The sequence below is a fragment of the Streptomyces tailanensis genome, assembly GCF_008386495.1.
Taxonomy (GTDB): Bacteria; Actinomycetota; Actinomycetes; order Streptomycetales; family Streptomycetaceae; genus Streptomyces; species Streptomyces tailanensis.
The window spans coordinates 78,490-101,938 of record NZ_VTHJ01000016.1 but is presented as its reverse complement, the minus strand read 5'-3'; the positions used below and the strand labels follow the sequence as shown (position 1 = coordinate 101,938).

The window sequence follows — 23,449 nt, the reverse complement described above, 5'->3', positions numbered from 1 at the left end:
TCCCACATGGCCCAGACATCCCAGACGCGCGAGAACCTCACCTACGACGCCTTCGGCTCCGCCGTGCGTGAGCTCGCGCAGATCATCGCCGATGACGGGTACCAGCCGGACATCATCCTCTCCATCGCGCGTGGGGGTGTGTTCGTCGCGGGTGGGCTCGCTTACGCCCTTGATTGCAAGAATCTTCATCTGGTCAACGTCGAGTTTTATACGGGTGTGGGTACGACCCTCGAAATGCCCGTCATGCTCGCTCCCGTCCCGAATGCCATCGACTTCTCCCACAAGAAGGTGCTGATCGCGGACGATGTCGCCGACACCGGAAAGACGCTGAAGCTCGTCCATGACTTCTGCGTCGAGACCGTGGCCGAGGTTCGGTCCGCGGTGATCTATGAGAAGTCCCACTCTCTCGTGAAGTGCGAGTACGTGTGGAAGCGGACCGATGAGTGGATCAATTTCCCGTGGTCTGTCGAGCCGCCGGTCGTCCGGAGGGACGGGCAGGTTCTCGACGCCTGAGGGGCGTGAGCACGTGAGAAGGGGCTCCCGGCGTCGTACGCCGGGAGCCCCTTACTCGTACACGTTCCTGCTAGAACGTGCCCAGCTTGATCAGTGACAGGATCGCGATCAGTTGGATCGCCGATGCGCCCAGGGCCTTCGGCCACGGGAGGTCGTGGGACTTGGAGACCATCAGGGTCAGGAGGGCGCCCGCGGCGACCCAGGTGGCCCAGCCGAGGATCTGGACGAAGGAGGCGTCGCCGCCGGCGAACATGGCGACGACCAGGCGGGGCGCGTCCGTGAGGGCCATGATCAGCATGGAGAGGCCGACCGTGGGCTGCCAGGCGCCGGCGCCGCCGAGCTGGCGGGCCAGGGTGTGGGTGACCACGCCCAGGATGAAGGTGCTCACCACCATGGTCACGGCGGTGACCAGGACGATCGGTACGGCGTTGGAGAGCGTCGCGTTGATCGCGTCCTCGCGGGCCGTGTCGAAGCCGAAGACCGCGAGCAGGCCGTACAGGAACGTCACGATGAGGGCGGGGGCCCATACCGCGTAGTCGCGCATCACCAGGAAGGTCTGGTTGGGGCTGGTGATGATCCCCTTGAGCAGGGCCTTCCAGGGCAGGCGCGGGCCGAGCGGGGCCGGCGGGGCCTGGCCCGCGCGGTAGGGCTCGCTCTGGTGGTACGGGTCCTCGCCGACCGAGAACGCCTGCGTGTGGCCGGGGTTGTTGGCCGCGTAAGGGTCCGCGCCGGCGCCGGGGTGCGAACCGTCGTCGCCGAAGTACTCCGGCTCGCCGTGGTTCCCATGATTGCCTTGGGGCCCGTAGTTTCCGGGGTGCCCGCCGCCGTTCGTCTGGGGCCAGCCCTGGCCGCCGCCGCCCCGGCCGCCGCCGTACGGCGGCCCAGCGGGCGTCTGGGGATAGCCGTACGACGGGCCGCCGGCCTGCGGGGCCTGCTGTCCGTACGGGGGGTGTTGCGGTCGCGCTTGAGGAGCGCCGTTGTCCCGGCCGCGTCCGATCCTGAATCCAGCCACGTCATCGAACGTACCTGGTCCCGGCGAGTGGTGTGCCGGACCCGGGGCAACCGGCCCGGCTTTGCGGCCGAGCTGTGACATCCCCTAAGGGTTCGTCAGCAGGGCGTGCAGGGGAATTCAGGGGCTGGTCAGGGGCAGGTCGGGCAACCCTCGCGAGGCGCTCTCTCAGTGGCTGCTCAGGGTTTTGCCGTACGACAACGCCGTCGTCGGGGACGGCAGGCCCAGCTTCGCCGGGGTGAGGGCGTACGAGCCTGTCGTGGAGGTCTTCGGGAAGAGCCAGACTCCGCCCGAGTTCGTGTTCTCGCCGGGGGCGCCGATCACCGTGTCGGGGGTGCCGTCCTTGTCGTAGTCGCCCGTCGCGACCGTCGTGCCGAAGGCGTCGGAGGGCTCGGCGGCGCCGGGGACGCGGGGGCGGTTCTGGTGGTACTGGACGGACGTGGCCTCACCGTACGGATCGACGATGCCGGAAGTGTGGCCGAGCAGGAGCGTGGCGGCGCCGGCACGGGCGCGGGCGCCGATGGCCTCGCCGGGGGCGCCGGCGATCAGGTCGTCGCGGCCGTCGCCGTTGAAGTCGAGTACGGCGAGGGAGGCGCCGAAGCGGTCGCCGTCCTCGGCGACGCCGTAGACGCCGACCGTGTCCTGGTTGAGGGTCTGGGCGCGGAGGCCGAAGGAGCCGTTCTCGTTCCCGTACTTGATGTGGATGCCGCCGCCCTTGGCGTACGACTCGGGGCCGCACGGGTCGTCGATGTTCTCGTCGGCGATCTCACGGCACTCGCCGAGGACCAGGTCGTCCAGGCCGTCACCGTCGAAGTCGCCGGCGGCGAGGGCGGAGGCGGCGCCGTTGCTGGAGTTCCAGGTGTTGGCCATGCGGCGCTCGGCCGGGTCCCAGGACCACAGGCGTACGTGTGACTGGGTGTACGGGGCGTTGATCGTGTGGAAGGCGAGGGCCAGGTCGTCCGTGCCGTCGGCGGTGAAGTCGCCGGTGGCGAGGAGCGGGGCGCGGCCGCCCATGGGGGTGGCGAGGACCGTGGTGACGACGACGTCCTCGCCGCCGTCGACGACAGCGCGCAGGACGACCTTGTCGCGGCCGCCGATCACGATGTCCCGGCCGCCGTCGCCGGTCAGGTCGGCCGCGGCGAGCGACCAGCCGTACGCGGAGGAGGGGGACGGGCCCGTGAGGACGTTCGAGCCCGGGCCCGGGCGGCCCTGGGTGGCGCTCTTCGCGCCGCCGATCGCGACGACCACGCCCGCGTCCTTGCCGCGGCCGGTGACGTCCTCGCCGGGGGCGCCGACCAGCAGCTCCGCGACGCCGTCGCCGCTCGTGTCCGTCAGGGCCACGGCCGCGCCGAAACGGTCCCCCTGCTCCGGGGTGCCCGGTACCACTGCGGTGGCCTGGCTGACGCGGATGCCGCCGTGGTTGCCCAGGCCCTTGGCTCCGCCCCAGAGGACGTGCACGTAGCCGGCCTTCGCCTTGCCGTTCACGGCGGCGTCGGGGACGCCGACGGCCAGGTCCGGGTAGCCGTCGGCGTTGAAGTCGCTGGTGACGGGGGTGGTGGGGGTGGGTTGCGGTGCGGCGCCTGCGGTGGGTGTGAGGGTGAGGGGCAGGGCCGCCGTGGCGGTGGCGATGGCCAGGGCGTACGTCCGTCTGCGCACGGGGGCTCCAAGTCGGTGGCCGAACACGGGTTCTGAACAGGGGGTTGTGGTTCGTTCACCTGTGTGACACCTGGAGATCGTGCGAGGTTGTGCGGGCCGTCAGGACCAGAATTGCTTCTCCTTGTCCAGGTCCTCCTGGCACTCGTCGATGTCCGTCATCTTGTCGCCGACGATGCGGACGACGAGGGCGCCGTTCTGTTCGAGGCGCTTGCCGCCGCGCTCGGCGGTGTAGCGGTGCACGGTGACGGCGTGGCCGCGGCCGTCCACGAGAACGCGTTCCAGGTCGACGCTGAAGGTGCCGCCCGTCTCCTCGAAGAGGCGCTGGTAGAGGTTGATGCAGTTGTCCTGGCCCTTGTAGTCGCCGGACAGCATGTGGTCGCCGGGGACGTGGTGTGTGCAGTCGCCGGCCATGAGGGTGCGCAGAGTGTCCATGTCGCCGCGCGAGAAGGCGTCGTAGCCCTTGCGGACGAGGGCGGCGTGGGGGTGTTCAGCCATGGGGGATCGCCAGCTTTCCCATGTGTGGGCGTATGGAACCTATTGGACTGATATGAGCCATTATCTTCCACTGGCCTCCGTCAGGCGAACGCGGGCATGATCCGGTCGTGGATCAGGCGGAGTTGGGTGTTCACGTCGGCCGCCTCCGGGAGGTCGCGGCCGGTGAAGGCCTTGACGAGAGCGCGGTCGGTGAGGGCGCAGATCATGTGGTTGACGCCGCTGGGGGCGATCTCGCGGCGGATCTTCTCCGCGCACTCCTCCGGGGTACCGGCGACGGAGAGGCGTTCGGCGATGTCCGGGGTGGTCAGTTCGATACCGCGGGCCAGGTCGCCGGCCGCGATGGCGTCGATGACCGGTTTGAGTTCGCCGGGGTCCACGCCGTTGCGGCGCAGCTGTTCCTCGGGCATGGAGGAGGCATAGATGCCGACCATGCTGCGGGCCGCGTCCTTGGCGGCCGCGGAGTCCGGGCCGGTCGCGAAGACGACCCAGGCGCCGATGTCCAGGGACCGCCAGTCCCGGCCGGCGCGTTCCGCTCCGGCGCGGATGTGCCGTACGGCGTAGTCGTACGCCTCCCGCGTGTAGCTCAGTGCGTGATGGCAGCCGTCGGACAACTCCCCAGCCGCCTCGAAGGACTTGGGGCCGCGCATCGCTCCGAGCTTGAGCGGCAGCCGGTTCTGGACCGGTCGGGCGAAGGTGAACAGTCCGTCGTAGGAGAAGAATTCGCCGTCGTACGAGATGCTGCCCTCGTCGAGGAGGGTGCGTACGACGTACAGGGCCTCCTTGACGCGGGAGAGGGGGCGGGTGCGGGCCCAGTCGATGCGGTACTGCGCCAGCAGGCCGAACCGCCGGCTGCGGCCGTGACCTGGCCGACCCGTCGAAACGCCACGTCCCCATCCCGGCCATCGCGGCCCGCTGGGGCTACCCACGCCCCGCCGACTTCACCCGCGCCTTCCGTGCCCACCACGGCATCACGCCGAGCGACTACCGGGAGCGGATGCTGTCCCTGGCCACGGCCGCGGAAGGCCCGGCGAGGGCCGTCAGTTGATCTCGCCGATCACCGCCCTGCCCAGTGGGCCGCCGTCGCGCGGCGCTGGTCCAGCGCTCGCCGAGCAGCCCCTCCACGACGTGCCCGCACAGTTCGCGCGGTGTTCCGCGCCAGTGTCGTCTTGCCCGAGCCCGGGCCGCCGATCACGGTCAGGACGTTGGACCTCTCCTCCTGTTCGGCGTCCCGCAGTACCGGTGCCAGGCTTCTGCGTTCCCCGCCGGTCACCGCGCCCAGGTGCGGCTCCCTGGACACGGTGTGCGGTGGCTGCGGTACGACGCTGACGTCCATGTACACCTGGCGCATCCGGAACACGAACTCGCTCTGGGTGGCGATGCCGACCGTCTCCATGTCCCGGACGCTCGCGCGGAGTTGGCGTAGGTACACCCGTCCGCTACGCAGAGCGAGGCGTACCGCCAGGTCCAGCTGAGTTTGCCCTCGTTCAGGACCTGGTTGGTCGCCACGCCGCCCGCGGCCAGCAGTCCCGCGCTGCCCATGACCCGGAATCCGCGTCGTGCCCCCGTCATCCCCGCCCCCCTGTTCACCCCGGGAGTATTCAGGGCCAGTGAGGGCTGTTACTCACCGTCCTTGTTCGACGTACTTCTTGAAGTGCTCCAGATCGTTGCGGACCACGCGTTCGACCGCGTTCGCCTGGGCGAAGCCTCTCGGGCCGCCGAAGGTGTCCCTGACGACGTCCGGGTCGTATTCCAGGCGGGCCTGGACGCGGGTGTGGGTCTTGTCGAGCGGCAGCAGGGAGAAGGAACCCGTCAGCTCGGGGGTGCCTCTGGTGTGCCACTCCAGGACGCGGTTGTCCGGGCCGTCGACGTACTCGGCGTCGACCTCGCGGGTGTGGTCGCCGGCCTCGATGGACAGATGCGCCCGGCCCTTCGCGTCCGTACGGGCGTCGCGTACTCCGTCCACGAAGCGTGAGTAGTTCTCCACGTGGTGCAGGCTGTCCCAGGCCTTGTCGATCGGGACTCCGACGTCGACATGTTTTTCGAGGGTGCTCATGGCCCACCTCCACAGGTCACGACGTATGGCCTTCTCTTTCCAGTGTGCGCCTGCAAGCGCTAGTCCGGCTTGGTGCCGAGTTCGCACCAGACGTACTTCCCGTTCGTGCCGTTCACCGCGAACCAGCCCCAGTCGTCCGCGTACGCGTTCACCAGGTGCAGGCCTCGGCCGGAGGTGGAGGTGTTGTTGGGGGTGGCGGTGGTGATCGTGGGCGGTGTGGGGTCCGTGTCCCATGCGCCCAGGCGGAAGGCGGGGCCGGACTGTCTGATCTTCATGGCCGCCGGGCCGTCGGTGTGGCGGAGGGTGTTCGTGACCAGTTCGGAGGCCAGGAGCTCCGCCGGTTCGAGGAGGTCGGTGAGGCGGTGGGTGGTGAGGATGTCACGGAGGGTGCGGCGGCAGATGCCTACGGCTCGGGGGTCGTGGGGGACGTAGAGCGTGTACTCCCAGTGGGTTTTCGACATGGGTGGTCTCCCGGTGGGGTCGTACGGAGGAGTGGGGAGCGCTGTGGTCTCGGGCGGTGGCTCTGCCGCGCCCGCCATGGCAGGGCGGTGCGGTGCGCTTCCGGGACGTTCCGGTGTTTCCGCAGCGTGTGCGTCGCGTCACTGACGGTATGGGAATCATTTGAACCCCGTCAAGCTGAACCGGGATAATGGGGCATCAACTCCCAGGAGGTAACGGGTACATGCCAGCACGGAGCATCATCACAGCGCGCCAGGAGCGGCTTGGCGCTGAGCTGCGCAAACTCCGGGAACGGGCTGGGCTCAGTGGTCGGGAAGCAGCGCGGGCGCTGGGGATCGCCGAGAGCAAGCTCTCCGCCACGGAGATGGGGCGGGTCGGGGTGAGTGCGAATCGCGTTCGGTACCTCGCCAGTCAGTACTCGTGCGACGACGCTGCTCTGGTCGAGGCACTGGTTGCCATGGCGACCGAGCGCGGGAAGGGGTGGTGGGAGGAGTCCCGAGGGTCGCTCCCGCGCGGGTTTCTCGACCTCGCTGAACTGGAGCACCACACGCGATACGTGAAGTCGGTCGAGATCGTCAACATTCCAGGGCTGTTGCAGTCCGAGGAGCATGTGCGGGCGCTCTACGAGGATTCCCCTTTGGGGCTGACCCAGGAGCAGCGGGAGCTCCGCGTGGCGTTTCGGCTGCGGCGGCAGAAGGTCCTGGACAGGGATGATTTCCTCTACGAGGTCGTCATCCATGAGGCTGCGCTGCGGATCAGGAAGGCCGATCGCGAGGTTGCCCGGCGGCAGTTGGAGCACATTCTGGAGCAGTCCGAGCGGCCTCAAGTCAGCGTGCGCGTCGTGCCGTTCGACAGGGACGGATTCCGGAACAGTAGTCCGATTCTCTTGCTGGTCGGCCCCGTTCCGCAGCTGGACACTGTCTTGCGGGACGCTCCGCATGGGGGTGCCTTCCTGGATGCGGAGGCCCAGCTCGCTACGTACCGGAGATGGATCGCCGAGGTCCAGAAGGCCGCACTTGGAGTCGTAGAGTCAAGGGACTTCGTTCATGAGCTGGCTCGACACACCTGAAAGGCGCGACATGGCAGAGGTTTTCGTGTGGCAGAAGTCCTCCTTCTCCGAAGGGGACGACGCCCCCAACTGCCTTGAGATTGCCACCACCCCAGAAACCCCCCTCCTCCGCGAAAGCGAAGAGCCCGGCAAGGTCATAGCCACAACCGTCACCGGGCTCGCCGCCCTCATACGCTCCCTGCGGCGTTACGGCTGAAGCATGCCCGCGATGATGTCGCCCTTCACCGACTGCGCGCCCGTCGTCGTCACGCCCTTCGACGAACCCCGCAGCAGGACCGAGCCGTAGTTCGCGGTGACGTACAGGTCGGCCTTGCCGTCCCTGTTGGTGTCGCGGAGGCGTACCGTGCCGCCGAAGGCGTCGTCGGATGTCAGGGCGCCCGGGACGCCGGTCGTGTCGCGGGCGAACCACTGGGAACCTGTGGCCGTGAGGCCGGACTTGGTGCCCTTGAGGACGTGGACGGCTCCCGCGTAGCCGTGGGTGCCCAGCTTCTCGCCGTAGGCGCCGATCGCCAGGTCGCGGTAGCCGTCGCCGTTGACGTCGCCGGCGGAGAGGGACGCGCCGAAGGAGTCGTCGGGCTCGGGGGTGTCCTTGATGCCCTTCGTCGCCTGGGTGAAGCGGGCGGACTTGGACGGGCCCGAGGACGCGCCGTACCAGAGCGTCACTCGGCCCTTGTAGCGGTCGTACAAGGGTGTACCTATGGCGATGTCGCCGTAGCCGTCCTTGTTGAAGTCGGCGATCAGGCCGTCTCCGCCGCGCTCGGCCTCGCCGCCGTTGCCCTTGACGGACTCGATGCGCAGGGTCTTGCCGGGGTAGAGCTTGGCCTTGCCGCCGGAGATGAACCAGGCGTCCGAGGCGATGTACTCCGGGTAGACGACGTCGCCGATGATGACCAGGTCGGTCTTGCCGTCCTTGTTCACCTTGCCGGAGATCACGGCCGTGGAGTAGAAGGACGAGCTGTCCTTGTCCAGGACGGTCACGGAGCCCTTCACGCCCGATTTCGTGATCGCGCCCCGGTAGACGTACGTCTTGCTGCCGCGGACCAGGGCCAGGTCCGGCTTGGCGTCGCCGTTGAAGTCGCCGGTGGCGAAGTCGCGGGCCAAGCCCGAGCCGCCCCTGGCGGGGAGGGTGGTGCCGCCGGACAGGCCCTTGGACGAGCCCCAGAGGATCGTGACGGTGCCGTTGTTCTTCTTCTTGCCGACGTCCTCGCCGTTCGCGGAGACGGCCAGGTCGCCGTAGCCGTCCTTGTTGAAGTCGGCCGCCGTGCGGACCTCGCCGAAGAAGTCGTCGGTCTCGTCGGCACCGGGGACGCCGGCGCTGGCCTGCGAGATGAACTGGACCTTCGTGCCGGGGCCGTTCGCCGTGCCGAAGGTGACGAGGACGCCGCCGCCCTTGCTCTCGTCGAGGTCACGGCCGTACGCGAAGGCCGCGTAGTCGCGGTGGCCGTCGCCGTTGAAGTCGTCGGCGTACTTGGCGGGGGCGGCGGAGGCGGGGGCGATGGAGAGGGAGAGGGGTGTCACGGTCGCCGCGACGAGCGTCGCCGCGACCGTGGCGGTACGGAATCGCATGAACGTCCTTGGAAGGGAGGGGAGGTGAGGTGAGTGCGAGGAGGGGCCGCATCCCTCGTCGACCGAGGAACGTGGTCACCAACTTGCTTGCTCTACAGGTCAGTTGGCCGCGTTGCCGCCGAACCTCGCGTCACCGCTCGTGGAGACGCCCACCGGCTTCGGGCCGATCAGACGGGCGCCGGAGGTGACGATCCGCTTGCCGTCGGAGCGCAGGTAGGTCAGTGAGCCGTTGTACGTGTTCTCGCCCATCGCGCCGACCGTCAGGTCCGCCCGGCCGTCACCCGTGACGTCGGTCAGCTTCACCTCGGCGCCAAAGATGTCCTCCTTCTCGGCCGAGTCGGGGACGCCGGCCGTGTTCTGGGTGAAGTACTGGGCGCCCGACTTCACGTTGATGCCGGACGACGAGCCGTACAGCACGGTCACGGCACCCGCGTCGACCTTCCCGCTCACGTCCTCGGCGTATGCGCCCACCGCCAGATCGGCGAACCCGTCGCCGTTGATGTCGCCGAGCGACAGCTCACCGCCGAAGTGGTCGTTGGCCTCGGACGTGTCGGGCACGCTGCCGCTGTTCTGGGAGACGGTGACCGCCTTGCCCGGCCCGGAAGCGGTGCCGTACACGATGTGGACCTTGCCGCCCTTGACCGCGACGGAGGGGTTGCCCTTGGTCGGCTCCCACTCCTGGCCGGTGACGATGTCGCCGAAGCCGTCGCCGTTGATGTCGGCGATGCCGGTGAGGTAGCCGCGCTTGAGCTCCTTCACCCCGCCCGCCTTGCCGAGGCCGCCGGACGCGCCCGGGAAGGAGAAGTTGGTGTCCCAGCCGGCCGAGCTGTCGGTCTCGTAACCGTTGACGACCAGGTCGGTGCGCTTGTCGCCGTTGACGTCGCCCGCGGTGAGGACCAGCGCGCCGGCATTGCTGCCGGTCTGGATGTTCGCCTTGATCGTGTACGTACGGCCGATCTTGCCGGACTTGGTGATCCCGCGGTCGAAGACATACACCTTGTTCCCGGAGTGACCGACCGCCAGGTCCTCCTTGCCGTCGCCGTCGAAGTCGCCGGCGGCCAGGGACTTGCCCCACTCGGTGTGCGACGAGGGCGCCGGGTCCTTGATCGCCGTACCGCCGGAGAGGCCCTTCGCCGAGCCCCAGACGATCGTCACGGTGCCGCCGTCGGCGTCCTTGCCCACGCTGTCCTGGTACGCGGAGACGGCCAGGTCGTCGTAGCCGTCGTCGTTGAAGTCGCCGTAGGCGCTGACCCAGCCGAAGCCGTCGCCGGTCTCGGCCGAGTCGGGGACGCCCTTGGTGTTCTGGCTGATCGTGGTGCGCTTGGCGGCCGACAGGCCGCTCTTGGAGCCGTACAGGGCGACGATCTGGCCGGCGTTCTTCTTGCCGCCGACGGTGGCGTTGCCGGCCGAGAAGGCGACATCGCCGTAGCCGTCCTTGTCGAAGTCCGCCTTGGGGTGGTGGACGCCGTCGGCCGCCGTCGCCGTCACGGCCGAGAACGTCAGCAGACCGCCCGTCAGCGCGACCGTGGTGGCCGTCGCGAGGGCGAGTCGCAGGTGCTGCTGCTTGCGCATGCGGGAGTCTCCTGCTGCACGCGGGTCACCCGGACGGGGCGCCCGAAGTCGATGAGATGCCGCCCCGCCACGCCTCGGGGCGGGTGGGGCGGCTTAGAGGAGACCGTTGGGGATGCGCGAGGGTTGTACGTGAATTCGATTAATTTCTGGGGCAGTTGGGGGCGTTCGGACTGTTGGGGCTTGGCTGGGGATCAGCCGAGCGCCCCACGGCGGCTGCCGGTCGTCAGCGTCGCTACGGCCGTCAGCGTCGCCGAAGCCGCTGGGCCGGCCCCGGCGACCACAGCCACGCCCGCCTGTGGGTCCGGCCCGCGATGTCGGGGCTGTGTACGGCCGCCACCACCGCCATCACGGGCCAGTTTCGGCCACCCGCCGTGCGGCCCGCCGCGCGCGGAAGGAACAGCGTCATGCCACTCATGTGAACCACCGGATCAGCAAGGAGATCGTGTCCGTCGCGCAACGCACCGGTCGGGGGATCGCTGTCGAACAACTCGACGGGATCCGGGACCGGGCACGGCTTCGTCGCGACCAGCGGGGCACGCTCTCCTCGTGGCCGTTCCATCAGCTCGGACAGCACCTCGCCTACAAGGCCCGCAAGGCCGGGGTGCCGTTCTTGGAAGTGGACGCGGCCTACACCTCGCAGCGCTGCCCGCGCTGCGGGCACACCGGTCGGGCCAACCGGCCCGACCGGGACCGTTTCTCCTGTCGTCGGTGCGGCCTCGCTGGGTCTGCCGACCACGTCGCCGGGGTCAACGTGCGCAACCGCGCACGCTCGGCGTGGGTGTTCGTCACCGCACCCGTCCCCGCACCAGCCTGAACAGGCCGGAACGTGGGGAGATGCGACCCGTGACCGTCCTGTCGTAGGGGGCAGTCGGGAGCGCGACAAGGTGTGAACGACCGAGTACACAAGCGGCCGTTCACGGCCGAGAAGGTGACAAGCCCCTGCTGTCCTCAGTTGGCAGCGTTGGCGCCGAAGAGCGGGTACGCGTCCGTGGAGACGCCGACCGAGGTCGGGGAGAGGGAACGGGAGCCGGTCGTGGTGATCTTCGTGCCGCTGGACGGCAGATAGACCACCGAGCCGTTGCCGGTGTTCTCGCCGAACGCGCCGACCGTGAGGTCCGCCTTGCCGTCGCCGGTGACGTCGGTGAGCTTCACCTCGCCGCCGAAGTAGTCGTTCTTCTCGTCCGAGCCGGGCACGCCGGCCGTGGACTGGGCGAAGTACTGGGAGCCGGAGGAGACGTTCAGGCCGGACTCCGCGCCGTACAGGACGGTCACCGCGCCCGTGTCGGAGATGCCGTTCAGGTTCTCGCCGGGCGACCCGACCACCAGGTCCGTCCTGCCGTCGCCGTTGATGTCGCCGAGGGACAGTTCGCTGCCGAAGTAGTCGCCGGTCTCGGAGGAGCCGGGTACGTTCCCGGAGTTCTGGGTCACGGCGACCACATTGGCCGGGCCGGAGCCGGAGCCGTAGATGATGTGGAACTTGCCGCCCTTCGACGCCTCCGGGATGGACGGACTGCCGTCGGTCGTGGGGTCCCAGTCCTGGCCGGTGACGATGTCGCCGTAGCCGTCGCCGTTGATGTCGCCGATGCCGGTGATGATGCCGCGCTTCAGCTCCTGCGCGCTTGCCGCGTCCAGGCCGGAGGCCGAGCCGGGCACGTAGAAGTTGGTGTTCCAGCCGTAGTCGCTGTCGGTCTCGAAGCCGTTGACGACCAGGTCGGTCTTCTTGTCGCCGTTGACGTCACCGGCGGTGAGGACGAGCGAGCCCCTCTGGCCGCCGGACTGGATGTCGGTGGTGAAGGAGTACCGGCCGCCGTATGTGCCGGACTTGGTGATCCCGCCCTTGAAGACGTACACGCGGTTGGACGAGGAGCCGACCGCCAGATCCTGAGTGCCGTCGCCGTCGAAGTCGCCGGAGGCGAGGGAGCTGCCCCAGCGGTCGTGCGAGGAGACCGCCGGGTCCTTGACCGTCGTCGCGCCGGACAGGCCGTTCGCCGAGCCCCACGCGATGAGGACCATGCCGCCGTCGGTGTCGCCGTCGACGTCCTCCTCCTGCGCGGAGACGGCGAGGTCGTCGAAGCCGTCGCCGTTGTAGTCGCCGTAGGCGCTGACCCAGCCGAAGCCGTCGTCGGTCTCGGCGCTGCCGGGCACGCCGGTGGTGTTCTGGCTGATCGTGGTGCGCTTGGTGGACGTCACACCGCTCGCCGAGCCGTACAGGGCGACGATCTGACCGGCGCCCTTCTTGCCGCCGACGGTGGCGTAGCCGGCCGAGTAGGCGACGTCGCCGAAGCCGTCGCCGTTGAAGTCTGCCACGGGCTGGTGGACCGAGTCGGCCGCCGTCGCAGTCACGGCCGAGAAGGTGATGAGACCGCCGGTGAGCGCGGCGGCGGAGGCCGTCGCGAGGGCGAGTCGCAGGTGCTTGTGCATACGGGAATCTCCTGCGGCATGCGGGACGCCTGGACACAGACGTCCGCAGTCAATGGGGTGCCTCTTCCGGCCAGGCTTGTCCAGGGTTTGTCTGGAATTCGCCTGGGGTTCACAGGGGAGTCGGCGAACAGGAGACCGCTGGAGGTGGGGGAGGGTTGTACGGGACTTCGAGAAATTTTCGGGGCGGGTGGAACCGGTGGGGCGCCGGGGCCCTCTTCCCTTACTGGCCCGAACGTTCTCCGGAGGCCCGGCGTCTGTGGAGCGAAGCGACCGCGACGACGAGGAGACGTGACAGTGAGCGATTACGGCGTACGAGGCACCCTGGCGTCCCTGGTGCTGCCCCTGGTGCCCCTCGTGATGTTCCCGCTCACCACCGGCTGCGCGGCGGTCGCGACGAGCGGTGGAGGTGGGGAGGGGGAAGCGTCGTGCGCGTTCGCCGTGGAGTACGGCGGCCGTGAGTACATCGATGTGGGCAAGGTCGACCACACGCTCGGCGCCGAGGTGGGAACGGCCCAGCACTCGATCTGCGTCGACACGGGCGGGAGCGAGGAGGACACGGGCGACGACATCCCGTCCGAGGACCTCACCGTGTACGAGGCGTACGCCATCAAGGGCATCGACACCGACGACGCCATCGCGGTCCGTGAATCACCGGGAGCCGAAGTGTCCGTCATGGTCCACAGGCCTGAGGACGAGCCCCTCACGGACGCGGCGGAGAGGATTTTCGGCGGAGACGGTGACGGAGAAGGAGACGGAGACGGCAGTGGACAAGGGTGACGCGATAACCGGGCAACTGTTGCAGGCCACCACAGGGGCGAAGCTGGTATGGGAGGCGCACGAGGAGGGCGCCTACCGGACGACGGTCGGCGACTTCACCTTCTCGGTCGAGGAGGGCGGAGTCTTCGACGACACCTACACCTACATCCTTCGCATCTCGAGCGAGGAGCAGAGCGAGATCATCAGGACCCGGACGAGGGCGGGGGATAGGGGATCGAGGCACCTGGACGCCCAGGTGAACGAAGAGCTGAAACTGCTGTACGTGCTGGCGCGGGAGTCGGCGAGCGGCCGACCCGCCTTCTTCGACAAGGTGCACGGGACGCTGGTCGACCTTTTGACGGAGGAGTAAGACACGTGTCGGCTGAGCGGATCGAGCTGGTCGAGCGCGTCGATGAGTGGGACGAGGTGCTCGGTGTCGTCGACAGGGGTGAGGCGATCCGGCGTGCGTGGCTGCATCGGATCGCGACGGTCGTGTGCAGGGACGCCGACGGCCGGGTTCTCGTACACCGCCGGCCCGATGACGCGTCACGCTTCCCGGGGCACCTCAACTGGATGCTCGGCGGGGCGACGGAGGTCGGCGAGTCGTACGAGGACGCCGCCGCACGGGAGTTGGCGGAGGAACTGGGGGTTCGGGTCCGGCCCCGGTTCGTGTTCAAGTACCTGTGTGCGGGGGCGATCAGCCCGTACTGGCTCGGGCTGCACGAGGTGGTCGTCACGGAGCAGGTGAATCCCGACCCCTCGGAGATCGCCTGGCACGACTGGCTGACCGAGGCCGAACTGGTCGACCTGGCGCGCCGACCGGGCTTCGTACCGGACTCGCGGGAGGCATTGGACCGCTATCGCGCCCTGTCATCAAACCCGTGGCGTGAGCACTCACCTCGTCGGCCCTCTCGGCAATACCCCGACAATTAGACGCGTGTTCGATATGCGACTGAAAGTCCGGCTTCTGGGTTTTGTTCATTGTCCGTCCGGACGTGGAGCGTTTCACTACACTCGACGCGCACACGGAAGGGGAGGCTCGGTGCGCATCACCATCGGTTCCGCTGAGCGGGACGACACCGGCGTGGCGATCGCCGATCTCTACGACTGGCTGCGTGGCGACACGGAGTTCCGGCGGGGGGTGGAGGCGATCGGTCTCCAGAGCCGTGGCGAACCTGGGGCGATGGGCGACGCGGCGCATGTCATCGAGCTTGTGCTGGAGCATGGAATCGCCGCCCTCAACCTCGCGGTGGCGTATGCGACGTGGCGTACGGCGCGTCCTTCCGCGCCCGCGGTGACCATCACCTTCCCGGGCGGGGCCCTGACGGTCCAGGACGGGAACGAGGAGACCGTGCGGCGCATCGTCGAGGCACTGCGCACCACCGAAGCCGCCGAAGCCACCAGTACAGCCGAAGCCACCGGTACAGCCGAAGCCACCGGTAGCGCGGAAGGGACCGCGGAAGTCCGGTAATGCCCCTGCCCGATACCGCCACATCGCGGGCCGTCATCATCGGTGTCTCGGACTACACGGAACTCGACGCTCTGCCGGCCGTCGCCAACAACGTGACCGACCTGGGTGCCCTCTTCACCCGCGATGATCTTTGGGGCCTTCCCAAGGAGCACTGCACCACTCTGCTCAATCCCGCCACCGCCAAAGAGGTCCTGGAGGCGGTCTACGACGCCGCAGCCGAGACACGCGACACCTTCGTGCTGTATTTCGCCGGGCACGGCCTGGTCTCGCCCCACTCCGAGCTCTGCCTCGCCCTGCCGGACACCCACCGCGGTCGGCTCTACCGCGCCCTGGAGTTCTCCACGCTGCGAGACGTCGTGCTGGACGCCGGCGGCGGGGCACGCAACAAGGTGGTCATCGTGGACTGCTGCTTCAGCGGGCGGGCACTGGAGGGCCACATGGGCCCACTGGTGCGGATGGCGGATCAGGCCGTGATCGACGGCTCCTATGTCATGACCGCCTCCGCGGAGAACAGACTGTCGCTCGCGCCGCCGGGCGAGCGCTTCACCGCGTTCACGGGTGAACTGCTCAGGGTGCTGGCCGAGGGGATTCCCGACGGCCCGCAATTCCTGGACATGGAGACCATCTACCAGTCCGTGCTGTGCGAGTTGCGCGCGAAGGGCCGTCCCATTCCGCAGCAGCGGAGCCGCAACGGCGGTCGCTCCATCACGCTCGTACGCAACCGCCAGGGACAACGGGTACCGCCGCTCCCCGCCGCGCGGGAGCGCACGGAACCGCCGCCCGCCCTCGCCGAAGCCTTGCGCGGCACTCCCGCCGAACTGGCCGACCACTCCGAGGACATGCGCCGCCGCGGGGCGACCGGGGAGGCCGACCAGCTCCTCATGGCCGCCGCGTCCCGCTGGCCCGTCCAGGAGGTCGCGGCCCTCCTGCTGCACCTGGAGCGAGCGGACCGGCGTACGGAAGCCGGGCACGTCTGCGCGAGCCTCGCCGCGCGGCAGACATCCGACGCCGTCGGGTGCCTGCTCGTGCTGATCCAGCTGGAAGCCGACATCCTGGCCGACGAGGTGCTGTCCCGCCTGGCGCAACGGGACCCGGCCGAGGTGGCGGCCGGCGCCCTGTTGCTCGTACGGGAGCAGCAGACGGCCGCCGCGGTCCGGCTGATCTCACTCGTACTGATCCGGCGGCAGCCGTCGGACGCGGCGCGGCTGACGGAGTCCCTGCACGGGAAGGTCAGGAGCGAGCTCCTGCACCAGGTGCTCGACGCGATGTGGACGGAGCGCTCGGCGGAGGACACGCTCACCGTCGCGGATCTGTTGCGAACCGCCGGAGTGAGAGGCCTCGCCTTCCGCCTGTACCGGCGCCTGCCGCGCGCCCTCGCCGCCGCGAAGTCCCGGCAGGAGCTCGCCCTGCTCCTGCGGGAGATGGTGGACGGCGGCCACTTCGACGGCACCCGGGAACTCCTCGGAGCCCTGCTCACGGAGGAACCCGCGCCACTCCACCAGGTGTGCCTGGCCTTCGCACTGCGGTCTCTTGATCTCGACTGGGCCGACCAGGCCGCCCGCGAGGCCGTGGGCCGGGCCACCCTCGAACAGGTGCTGGACGCCGCCGCGCAACTGCGCCGTGACCACCCGGGCGGACTGCTGGATCTGTTCCTGTGGGCGAGCGAGGGGCGAGACCCTGCCGACGTCGTACGCTTCGCCGATGCCCTGCGGGACGTGGGACGCCCGCTGGACAGCCGGCAACTGCTGGAGACCGCCGCGGAGCGTGGGCCCGCCGTGGCCGGGCTGCTCGTCGCCGCCCTCCGGGGCGCCGCGCACGGTGAGCCCGAGCGGCTCCTCGCATGGATGGCGCGGCAGCCCGCCGTCTTCTCCGCGACCGCCGCCCTGACCCTCCGGGACGCCGGACTCCCGGACGATGCCGAGGCCCTCGTCGCCGCTGCTCGCAACCGCCCGCAGCCCGAGGTGCTGGACGCACTGGTGCCTCTCGCGGACGCCCTGGGCATCGACGTCCTGTACGCCGAAGTCGCCGCTCACGCGCGGGCGGCACGGCTCGAACCGCTGCTCAGCAGCCTGTGGGCGAACGGCCGCCTGGCGGAGGCCGACCGGCTGCTCGAACTGCTGACGGAGGGCGCGGGTACCCCTCTCGAGGACGTGCTGACCTACGCGGCCCAGCGCCACAACGGGTGGTCACAGCTGGTCGAATTCCTGTTCCCGGTCATGGGGCGGCTGACCGGCCCCGCCGTTGTGCGTGTGCTGCGCTGCTTCGCCGACAGACCGTCGTCGCGGCGCGGGAAACTACTGCTCGCCATCGGCCGGACGCTCTGCGAGACACCCGGCGAGGAACTGGCCGGACTGGTCCGTCATGTGGGCGAGCAAGGCGGGCGAGAGGCGCTGGATCTGCTCGACGCGCGGGTCCGGGAGCTCTTCACCGAACTTCCGGGACCGGATGTCGGGCGCCTGTGCGCGGCGCTGGCTCCCGTCGAGGGGTTCGATGTCCAGGCGGGACTGGTGTGTGTGGCGAACCGATTTGACTTCGTGGAAGTCCTCCGGGATTCGGCGTTCACGGAAGCCGCCGTGACCCGCCTGTGGCAGCTGCGGGCCGAGCGGGTCGGACAGGCGCAGGCGTGGCGGGAACAAGGGCGGGCCGCTGACGCGGTGCGGGTCTGGGAGGAGTGGTCCTCGCTGGGCAACGCACGCCATCCCCTGCGCCGTGGAATGGCCCCGGAACGGCTGAGGCGAGCAGGGCGTGAGCTGTCCCCCGCGTCGTTGTGCGAGTTTCTGAGCCTGCTGGAAACCCCGCCCGGCGCGGTGGCGCACATGGAGGAAGTGTTCCTGGGGCTGTTCTCACGTCAGGACTCGGACGTCGTGGTGGCGCGCGTCGTACAGGCGCTGCATGATGCGGGGCGGCGACACCGGATCAGGCATCTGGGCATCTGGGTTGCCGAGCACAACCGGCCCTGGGTGGTGGACCGGATGATGCGCAGGCTGCGTGACCTCGGCTTGGGAGAGATCGCCGAGGAGTTGAGGAACGGACGCGAAGGACCCGACGGTGCCGCCGGGGGCGGGGAGACCGTACCGAAGGGTGCGCCGTGGCGGGCGCTGTTGGCGGCGGTCGTGGGCGCCGGGGTCGGCCTGGGGCTGACCTTGTTGTTGGTTCCCGGGGACTCCGAGAGTCCGGCAGGCCATCGGGCCTCTCCGAGTGCTTCGTCGGCCTCACCGTCCCGCAGCACCGCGCTGCCCGACAGGCCGGCCGCCGATGAAGTGGCCGACATCGGCAACCAGCCGGTCAATACGGCGGCGATCATGGGACTGAGGGCCTGCACCGGCGCCGACATCAGCGTACGGCTGACCTCGGTTCGCAACAGTTACACCGACGGCGAACCGCACCTGAAGCTGTCGGTGAGCGCGGACACCGATGCCGCCGGCCGGGTGCCTTGCCGGATCAACCTCAGCCGCGCCGATGCCCACCTCGTGGTGACGCAAACCGGGGATTTCGGGGAGACGTGGAGGTCATCCGCCTGCGCGTCCGGCCATGACGGGCAGCGCTGGGTACAGCTTGCCCGCGACAAGCCGGTCACCGTCGACTTCCACTGGGACCGCGGGTCCAACACCAAGGGCTGCGATCGGGACGGCTCCGCCTCCGCCGGTACCTACCTGGCGGAGGCGCACGTGCTGAAGGAGCGGGCGATGACGAGCTTCGTCCTGCAATCGCCGGAACAAGAAGTGGCCGTCACACCATCGAAGACGCCGCCGCCCAGCCGATCCGTGTCCACAGCCTCCAGCGGCTCGGTCGGTGGCACGGAGAACGAGGGCCGAGACGGCGCGCGGTCCGCCACGCCGAGCGAGAGCGACTTGTTTGAACAGCCGACAGAAACCCCCGAACCCACCGACACCGGCAGCGGGGGAGGCAACGGCAACGGCGAAAATGGCGGCCTCTTCGGCGGTCCCGACGGCGGATGAGCGAGCCGGGCCGCTCAAGTGAGTCGAAACGCCGACGCCCCCGGCCCGGATGGGGCAGGGGGCGTCGGCGGCGTGTCGCTGGACCGGCGGCGGTCTACTTCACCGGCTGCGGCTCCGGCTCGTTCTCCGTCTCGGCCGTGCCCGCCGGGGGCTCGTCCTCGTCGGGGACCGGGGTCTTGACGGACTCCAGGAGGAGCTGGGCGACGTCGACGACCTGGATGGACTCCTTGGCCTTGCCGTCGTTCTTCTTGCCGTTGACCGAGTCGGTCAGCATGACCAGGCAGAACGGGCAGGCGGTGGAGACGATGTCCGGGTTGAGCGACAGGGCCTCGTCGACGCGCTCGTTGTTGATGCGCTTGCCGATCCGCTCCTCCATCCACATGCGCGCGCCACCGGCGCCGCAGCAGAAGCCGCGTTCCTTGTGGCGGTGCATCTCCTGCTGGCGCAGGCCGGGGACGGCGGTCATGATCTCGCGCGGGGGCGTGTAGATCTTGTTGTGGCGGCCCAGGTAGCAGGGGTCGTGGTAGGTGATGAGGCCTTCGACCGGGGTGACGGGGATCAGCTTGCCCTCGTCGATCAGGTGCTGGAGCAGCTGGGTGTGGTGGATGACCTCGTAGTCGCCGCCGAGCTGCGGGTACTCGTTGCCGAGGGTGTTGAGGCAGTGCGGGCAGGTGGCGACGATCTTCTTCGCCGACTTCGGCTTGCGGGACTCCTCGGTCACCTTGCCGTCGTCGTCCATCTCCTCGCCGAACGCCATGTTCAGGGCCATGACGTTCTCCATGCCGAGCTCCTGGAAGAGGGGCTCGTTGCCGAGACGGCGGGCGGAGTCACCGGTGCACTTCTCGTCGCCGCCCATGATCGCGAACTTGACGCCCGCCATGTGCAGCAGCTCGGCGAAGGCCTTCGTGGTTTTCTTCGCGCGGTCTTCCAACGCGCCCGCGCAGCCGACCCAGTACAGGTACTCGACCTCCGACAGGTCCTCGATGTCCTTGCCGACGACCGGGACCTCGAAGTCGACCTCCTTCAGCCATTCCAGGCGCTGCTTCTTGGCCAGGCCCCAGGGGTTGCCCTTCTTCTCCAGGTTCTTGAGCATCGTGCCCGCCTCGGACGGGAACGCGGACTCGATCATCACCTGGTAGCGGCGCATGTCGACGATGTGGTCGATGTGCTCGATGTCGACCGGGCACTGCTCGACGCAGGCGCCGCAGGTGGTGCAGGACCACAGGACGTCCGGGTCGATGACGCCGCCCGCGGCGAAGCCGCTGTCAGATACAGCCTCGACGGTGCCGATCAGCGGACGCTCGGCCTCCGCGAGGGCGGCCGCCGGGACGTCCTTCAGCTGCTCGGGCGTCGCCTTCTCGTTGCCCTCCATGTCCTTGCCGCCGCCGGCCAGCAGGTACGGCGCCTTGGCGTGCGCGTGGTCGCGCAGCGACATGATCAGCAGCTTGGGGGAGAGCGGCTTGCCGGTGTTCCAGGCGGGGCACTGCGACTGGCAGCGGCCGCACTCGGTGCAGGTGGAGAAGTCCAGCAGGCCCTTCCAGGAGAACTGCTCGACCTGGGAGACACCGAAGACGTCGTCGTCACCGGGGTCGGTGAAGTCGATCGGCTTGCCGCCGGACGTCATCGGCTGCAGGGCACCCAGGGCGGTGGCACCGTCGGCGTTCCGCTTGAACCAGATGTTCGGGAAGCCGAGGAAGCGGTGCCAGGCGACACCCATGTTGGTGTTGAGCGAGACGACGATCATCCAGATGAACGACGTGCTGATCTTCACCATCGCGGTGAAGTAGACCAGCGTCTGCAGCGTCGGGACGCTCAGCCCCTTGAAGGCCAGGACCAGCGGGTACGAGGCGAAGTACGCGGCCTCGTAGTGCTCGACGTGGTGGATCGCGCCCTCAAGGCCGCGCAGCACGTAGATCGCGAGACCGATGGTGAGGATGACGTACTCGACGAAGTACGCCTGACCGGACTTGGAGCCCGCGAACCGGGACTTGCGGCCCGCCCGCGACGGCAGGCTCAGCAGGCGGATGACCATGAGCACGGCGATGCCCAGGATCGTCATCACGCCGATGAACTCGATGTACAGCTCGAACGGCAGGAAGCCGCCGATGACCGGCAGCGTCCAGTCGGCCTCGAAGAGCTGACCGAAGGCCTGCGCGAGGGTCGGCGGCAGAGTGAGGAAGCCGACGGCGACGAACCAGTGGGCGATGCCCACGATGCCCCACCGGTTCATGCGCGTATGACCGAGGAACTCCCGCACCAGCGTGACGCTGCGCTGGTAGGGGTTGTCGGTACGGCTGCCGGCCGGGACCGGCTGGCCCAGTTTGAAGTACCGGAAGAACTGACCGATGGCGCGTGCGAGCAGCGCGACGCCGACCACGGTCAGAACCAGCGACACGATGATCGCGGCGAGTTGCATTGGGGGCTCCTCGGGCCTGCGAGGGGTGCGTCTTCGAGTCTCCCTCGAAGGCGACGACTTCTCATTACTAAGCGGTAACTTATGCAGTCCGTCTGAGACTACCCACTTCTTTTGCCGCACTGTAGCCAGGAGGGCGGTGATCTGTGTCGCTGAGGGTTGCCTGAGTAATCGCGGCGTGATCGTGTGCGTTGTCGCGCGAGGGGCTCCGTAAAGCCGATCGTGTTATTCACCTGAAATCATGGCATAACGGAATATCCTCCATCCGTGCTGTACGGGATCCTCGCCTCCGCCTCCGCCCTGCTGCTCACCGCCGTGCTCGCGGCGGTCGTACGGGCGCCCTCGCTGCGGTTCGGGTTCGTCGAGCGGCGGCGGGCGCGGCCGGTGCCGTTGCTCGGGGGTGTGGCGCTGGTCGGTGCCGTGGGGGCCGTGGCCTGGGCGGGGGAGCGGACCGGGGTCGCGCCGCTGGGGGAGGAGGGCGGGCGGCTGCTCGTCGCCGGGGCGGCGGTGGCCGGGCTCGGGCTGGTCGGGGATCTGTGGCGGCTGCCGTTCGTGGTGCGGGCCGTGGGGTTGGTCGCGGCCGCCGCGTACGTCATGCCGTACGAGGATCTCGGGGTCCTCGGCGGGGTGCTGGGCGTGGTGTGGGTCGCGTTCGTCGTGCACGGCTTCAAGGGGCTCGGCCGCTCCGACGGCGTCCTCGGGGTCATCGGCGTCGTCACCGCCTTCGCGCTCAGCGCGTGCGCCGCCGCCGAGGTCGTCGACGGTCTCGCCGCGCTGCTGAGCGTGCTGGCCGCCGGGCTCACCGGGTTCCTGATGCAGAACTGGCCGCCGGCGCGCATCGTTCTCGGGGAGTGCGGGGCGCTGTTCGTGGGGTTCCTGCTCGCGGGCGGCGCCGTACGGGTGTACGCGTACGCCGCGCAGCACGGGGTCGGCGTCGCGGTGCCCTTCGCGCTGACCGCGCTGGTGACCGCCGACGCGGTGCTGGTGCTGGTGTCACGGCGGCTGGCCGGGCGCGAGCTGTGGCGCAGCGGACCCGACCATCTCACCCACCGGCTGCGGCGGTTGGGGCTCACGCCGGTGGGGGTGGTGGTCGTACTGGGGGTGTGCGCGGTCGCCTCGGTGGCCGTCGGGGTGGCCGTCCACATGCTGTGGATGAAGGCGAGTGGGGTGTGGTGGGTGGTGGGGGCCGCGGTGGTCGTGGTGGTGGGGCTGCTGAGGGTGCCGGTGTACGGGGTCGGGGGCGCGGCCCGGACGATGTCCCGGCCGCGTGGGCCGTCCACGATGCCGACTGGGCGTGTGCCTGACGGCCTGGCTCTCAAACGCCGGGCGTATTAGGTGGGCATACGCATCAGGAGATGCCCCCGGCGGAAGCGCTCCCCCGCTCCCTCGTCCGGCTCACGCAGCATCCGGCCGACCTCGGTGAACCCTGCGTCGCCGGCCAGCTCCGCGAGGGCGTCGATCGGCCAGCGGTAGGCCGTACACGCCTTGTGGTCGAACGGCCCGACCGGGTCGCCCTCCGACTCGAAGAAGGCAAGCAGGAGGTGGCCGCCGGGCGCGATGACCCGCCGGAACTCGGCGAAGTACGAGGGCAGGACCCGCGGTGGGGCGTGGATGACCGAATACCAGCACACGATGCCGTTCAGTTCGCCGTCGGCCAGGTCGAGGGCGTCCATGGAACCGACCTCGAACCGCAGCTCCGGGTACGCCTCGCGGGCGAGACCGATCATCACCGGCGACAGATCGACACCGAAGACGTCCTTCAGCCCCAGATCCCGCAGATGCGCGGTCACCCGTCCCGGCCCGCACCCCAGCTCGGCCACGGGTCCGGGACTGGTGGCTCTCGCGGCCTCGGCGAACGCGGCGAGTACCGCGCGGTCCAGCGGAAGACGGTCGAGGTCGTCGCGGGGGAGCCCGGCGTAGCGGACGGCGACGGCGTCGTAGGCGTCCGCTGTCGCGCGCAGGTGGGAGGAGGGGTCGGTCACAGGCGAGGACACGGGGTCAGTCACAGGCGAGGACACTAGGGCCCGGCCGCCGGCG

General features: G+C 69.3%; 23 protein-coding genes. 11 read left to right on the top strand and 12 right to left on the bottom strand.

Features of this window, described 5'->3' with window-relative positions:
• The first annotated feature begins 6 nt into the window (after positions 1-6).
• Positions 7-513 (top strand): phosphoribosyltransferase, encoded by a 507-nt coding sequence (locus F3T56_RS15735; RefSeq protein WP_149825818.1) that lies wholly within the window; start codon positions 7-9, stop codon positions 511-513.
• Positions 514-583: 70 nt separating this feature from the next.
• Here the strand turns inward: F3T56_RS15735 and F3T56_RS15730 are convergent, their stop codons facing one another.
• The 4 genes from F3T56_RS15730 to F3T56_RS15715 all read right to left on the bottom strand — a co-directional run bounded on the left by F3T56_RS15730 (position 584) and on the right by F3T56_RS15715 (position 4,599).
• The gene (locus tag F3T56_RS15730) at positions 584-1,606 is read right to left on the bottom strand and encodes a Yip1 family protein (RefSeq protein WP_149825817.1); all 1,023 of its coding nucleotides are present in this window, start codon (positions 1,604-1,606) and stop codon (positions 584-586) included.
• An 84-nt stretch (positions 1,607-1,690) separates the two neighbouring features.
• Positions 1,691-3,178 (bottom strand): FG-GAP repeat protein, encoded by a 1,488-nt coding sequence (locus F3T56_RS15725; protein WP_149825816.1) that lies wholly within the window; start codon positions 3,176-3,178, stop codon positions 1,691-1,693.
• A gap of 99 nt (positions 3,179-3,277) precedes the next feature.
• On the bottom strand, positions 3,278-3,673 hold the full coding sequence (locus F3T56_RS15720; protein ID WP_149825815.1) for a nuclear transport factor 2 family protein: 396 nt from the start codon (positions 3,671-3,673) through the stop codon (positions 3,278-3,280).
• Between the two features lie 80 nt (positions 3,674-3,753).
• Positions 3,754-4,599, bottom strand: a complete 846-nt coding sequence (locus F3T56_RS15715) for an LLM class flavin-dependent oxidoreductase (RefSeq protein WP_246203638.1) — start codon at positions 4,597-4,599, stop codon at positions 3,754-3,756.
• Here F3T56_RS15715 and F3T56_RS15710 point away from each other — a divergent pair.
• Positions 4,536-4,718 carry a helix-turn-helix domain-containing protein gene (locus F3T56_RS15710; protein WP_342786943.1) on the top strand — a complete coding sequence of 61 codons (183 nt, stop codon included), beginning with the start codon at positions 4,536-4,538 and terminating at the stop codon, positions 4,716-4,718. The two genes, F3T56_RS15715 and F3T56_RS15710, sit on opposite strands and share 64 nt — an antisense overlap.
• A gap of 9 nt (positions 4,719-4,727) precedes the next feature.
• On the opposite strand, the gene F3T56_RS15705 is transcribed toward F3T56_RS15710, so the two are convergent.
• The 3 genes from F3T56_RS15705 to F3T56_RS15695 form a co-directional block, all read right to left on the bottom strand.
• Entirely contained in the window at positions 4,728-5,066 is a 339-nt protein-coding gene (locus F3T56_RS15705) for an ATP-binding protein (protein WP_149825814.1), read from the bottom strand.
• A 228-nt stretch (positions 5,067-5,294) separates the two neighbouring features.
• Entirely contained in the window at positions 5,295-5,726 is a 432-nt protein-coding gene (locus F3T56_RS15700) for an SRPBCC family protein (RefSeq protein WP_149825813.1), read from the bottom strand.
• 59 nt (positions 5,727-5,785) lie between these two features.
• Positions 5,786-6,187 carry an ATP-binding protein gene (locus F3T56_RS15695; RefSeq protein ID WP_246203637.1) on the bottom strand — a complete coding sequence of 134 codons (402 nt, stop codon included), beginning with the start codon at positions 6,185-6,187 and terminating at the stop codon, positions 5,786-5,788.
• A 221-nt stretch (positions 6,188-6,408) separates the two neighbouring features.
• On the opposite strand from F3T56_RS15695, the gene F3T56_RS15690 reads away from it, so the two are divergent.
• Together F3T56_RS15690 and F3T56_RS15685 are read left to right on the top strand one after the other, a co-directional pair.
• The gene (locus F3T56_RS15690) at positions 6,409-7,254 is read left to right on the top strand and encodes a helix-turn-helix domain-containing protein (RefSeq protein ID WP_149825811.1); all 846 of its coding nucleotides are present in this window, start codon (positions 6,409-6,411) and stop codon (positions 7,252-7,254) included.
• 10 nt (positions 7,255-7,264) lie between these two features.
• A complete protein-coding gene (locus F3T56_RS15685; RefSeq protein WP_149825810.1) occupies positions 7,265-7,450 on the top strand; it encodes a DUF397 domain-containing protein in 186 nt (61 codons plus the stop codon).
• Here the strand turns inward: F3T56_RS15685 and F3T56_RS15680 are convergent.
• Together F3T56_RS15680 and F3T56_RS15675 are read right to left on the bottom strand one after the other, a co-directional pair.
• Entirely contained in the window at positions 7,441-8,820 is a 1,380-nt protein-coding gene (locus F3T56_RS15680; RefSeq protein WP_149825809.1) for an FG-GAP and VCBS repeat-containing protein, read from the bottom strand. The two genes, F3T56_RS15685 and F3T56_RS15680, sit on opposite strands and share 10 nt — an antisense overlap.
• A 99-nt stretch (positions 8,821-8,919) precedes the next feature.
• Entirely contained in the window at positions 8,920-10,392 is a 1,473-nt protein-coding gene (locus F3T56_RS15675) for an FG-GAP and VCBS repeat-containing protein (RefSeq protein ID WP_149825808.1), read from the bottom strand.
• Between the two features lie 295 nt (positions 10,393-10,687).
• Between F3T56_RS15675 and F3T56_RS15670 the strand changes: the two genes are divergently transcribed.
• Positions 10,688-11,206, top strand: a complete 519-nt coding sequence (locus F3T56_RS15670; protein ID WP_342786937.1) for an RNA-guided endonuclease TnpB family protein — start codon at positions 10,688-10,690, stop codon at positions 11,204-11,206.
• Between the two features lie 134 nt (positions 11,207-11,340).
• Here F3T56_RS15670 and F3T56_RS15665 read toward each other — a convergent pair whose 3' ends face one another.
• A complete protein-coding gene (locus tag F3T56_RS15665; RefSeq protein WP_149825807.1) occupies positions 11,341-12,813 on the bottom strand; it encodes a VCBS repeat-containing protein in 1,473 nt (490 codons plus the stop codon).
• A gap of 294 nt (positions 12,814-13,107) precedes the next feature.
• Between F3T56_RS15665 and F3T56_RS15660 the strand changes: the two genes are divergently transcribed.
• The 5 genes from F3T56_RS15660 (at position 13,108) to F3T56_RS49280 (ending at position 18,999) form a co-directional block, all read left to right on the top strand.
• The gene (locus F3T56_RS15660) at positions 13,108-13,590 is read left to right on the top strand and encodes a DUF6281 family protein (RefSeq protein WP_149825806.1); all 483 of its coding nucleotides are present in this window, start codon (positions 13,108-13,110) and stop codon (positions 13,588-13,590) included.
• Entirely contained in the window at positions 13,577-13,939 is a 363-nt protein-coding gene (locus F3T56_RS15655; protein WP_216372965.1) for a hypothetical protein, read from the top strand. Before F3T56_RS15660 ends, F3T56_RS15655 begins: the two co-directional genes overlap by 14 nt.
• A gap of 5 nt (positions 13,940-13,944) precedes the next feature.
• The gene (locus tag F3T56_RS15650) at positions 13,945-14,502 is read left to right on the top strand and encodes an NUDIX hydrolase (protein ID WP_246203635.1); all 558 of its coding nucleotides are present in this window, start codon (positions 13,945-13,947) and stop codon (positions 14,500-14,502) included.
• Positions 14,503-14,611: 109 nt separating this feature from the next.
• Positions 14,612-15,040, top strand: coding sequence for an effector-associated constant component EACC1 (locus F3T56_RS15645; protein ID WP_216372964.1), 429 nt, complete (start codon positions 14,612-14,614; stop codon positions 15,038-15,040).
• On the top strand, positions 15,040-18,999 hold the full coding sequence (locus F3T56_RS49280) for a caspase, EACC1-associated type (protein ID WP_149825804.1): 3,960 nt from the start codon (positions 15,040-15,042) through the stop codon (positions 18,997-18,999). Before F3T56_RS15645 ends, F3T56_RS49280 begins: the two co-directional genes overlap by 1 nt.
• Positions 19,000-19,093: 94 nt before the next feature.
• On the opposite strand, the gene F3T56_RS15635 is transcribed toward F3T56_RS49280, so the two are convergent.
• Entirely contained in the window at positions 19,094-21,415 is a 2,322-nt protein-coding gene (locus tag F3T56_RS15635; RefSeq protein WP_149825803.1) for a heterodisulfide reductase-related iron-sulfur binding cluster, read from the bottom strand.
• A 264-nt stretch (positions 21,416-21,679) separates the two neighbouring features.
• Between F3T56_RS15635 and F3T56_RS15630 the strand changes: the two genes are divergently transcribed.
• A complete protein-coding gene (locus F3T56_RS15630) occupies positions 21,680-22,747 on the top strand; it encodes an MraY family glycosyltransferase (protein ID WP_149825802.1) in 1,068 nt (355 codons plus the stop codon).
• Here the strand turns inward: F3T56_RS15630 and F3T56_RS15625 are convergent.
• Positions 22,744-23,394 carry a class I SAM-dependent methyltransferase gene (locus F3T56_RS15625; RefSeq protein ID WP_149825859.1) on the bottom strand — a complete coding sequence of 217 codons (651 nt, stop codon included), beginning with the start codon at positions 23,392-23,394 and terminating at the stop codon, positions 22,744-22,746. The genes F3T56_RS15630 and F3T56_RS15625 overlap by 4 nt on opposite strands.
• Positions 23,395-23,449: the final 55 nt, after the last annotated feature.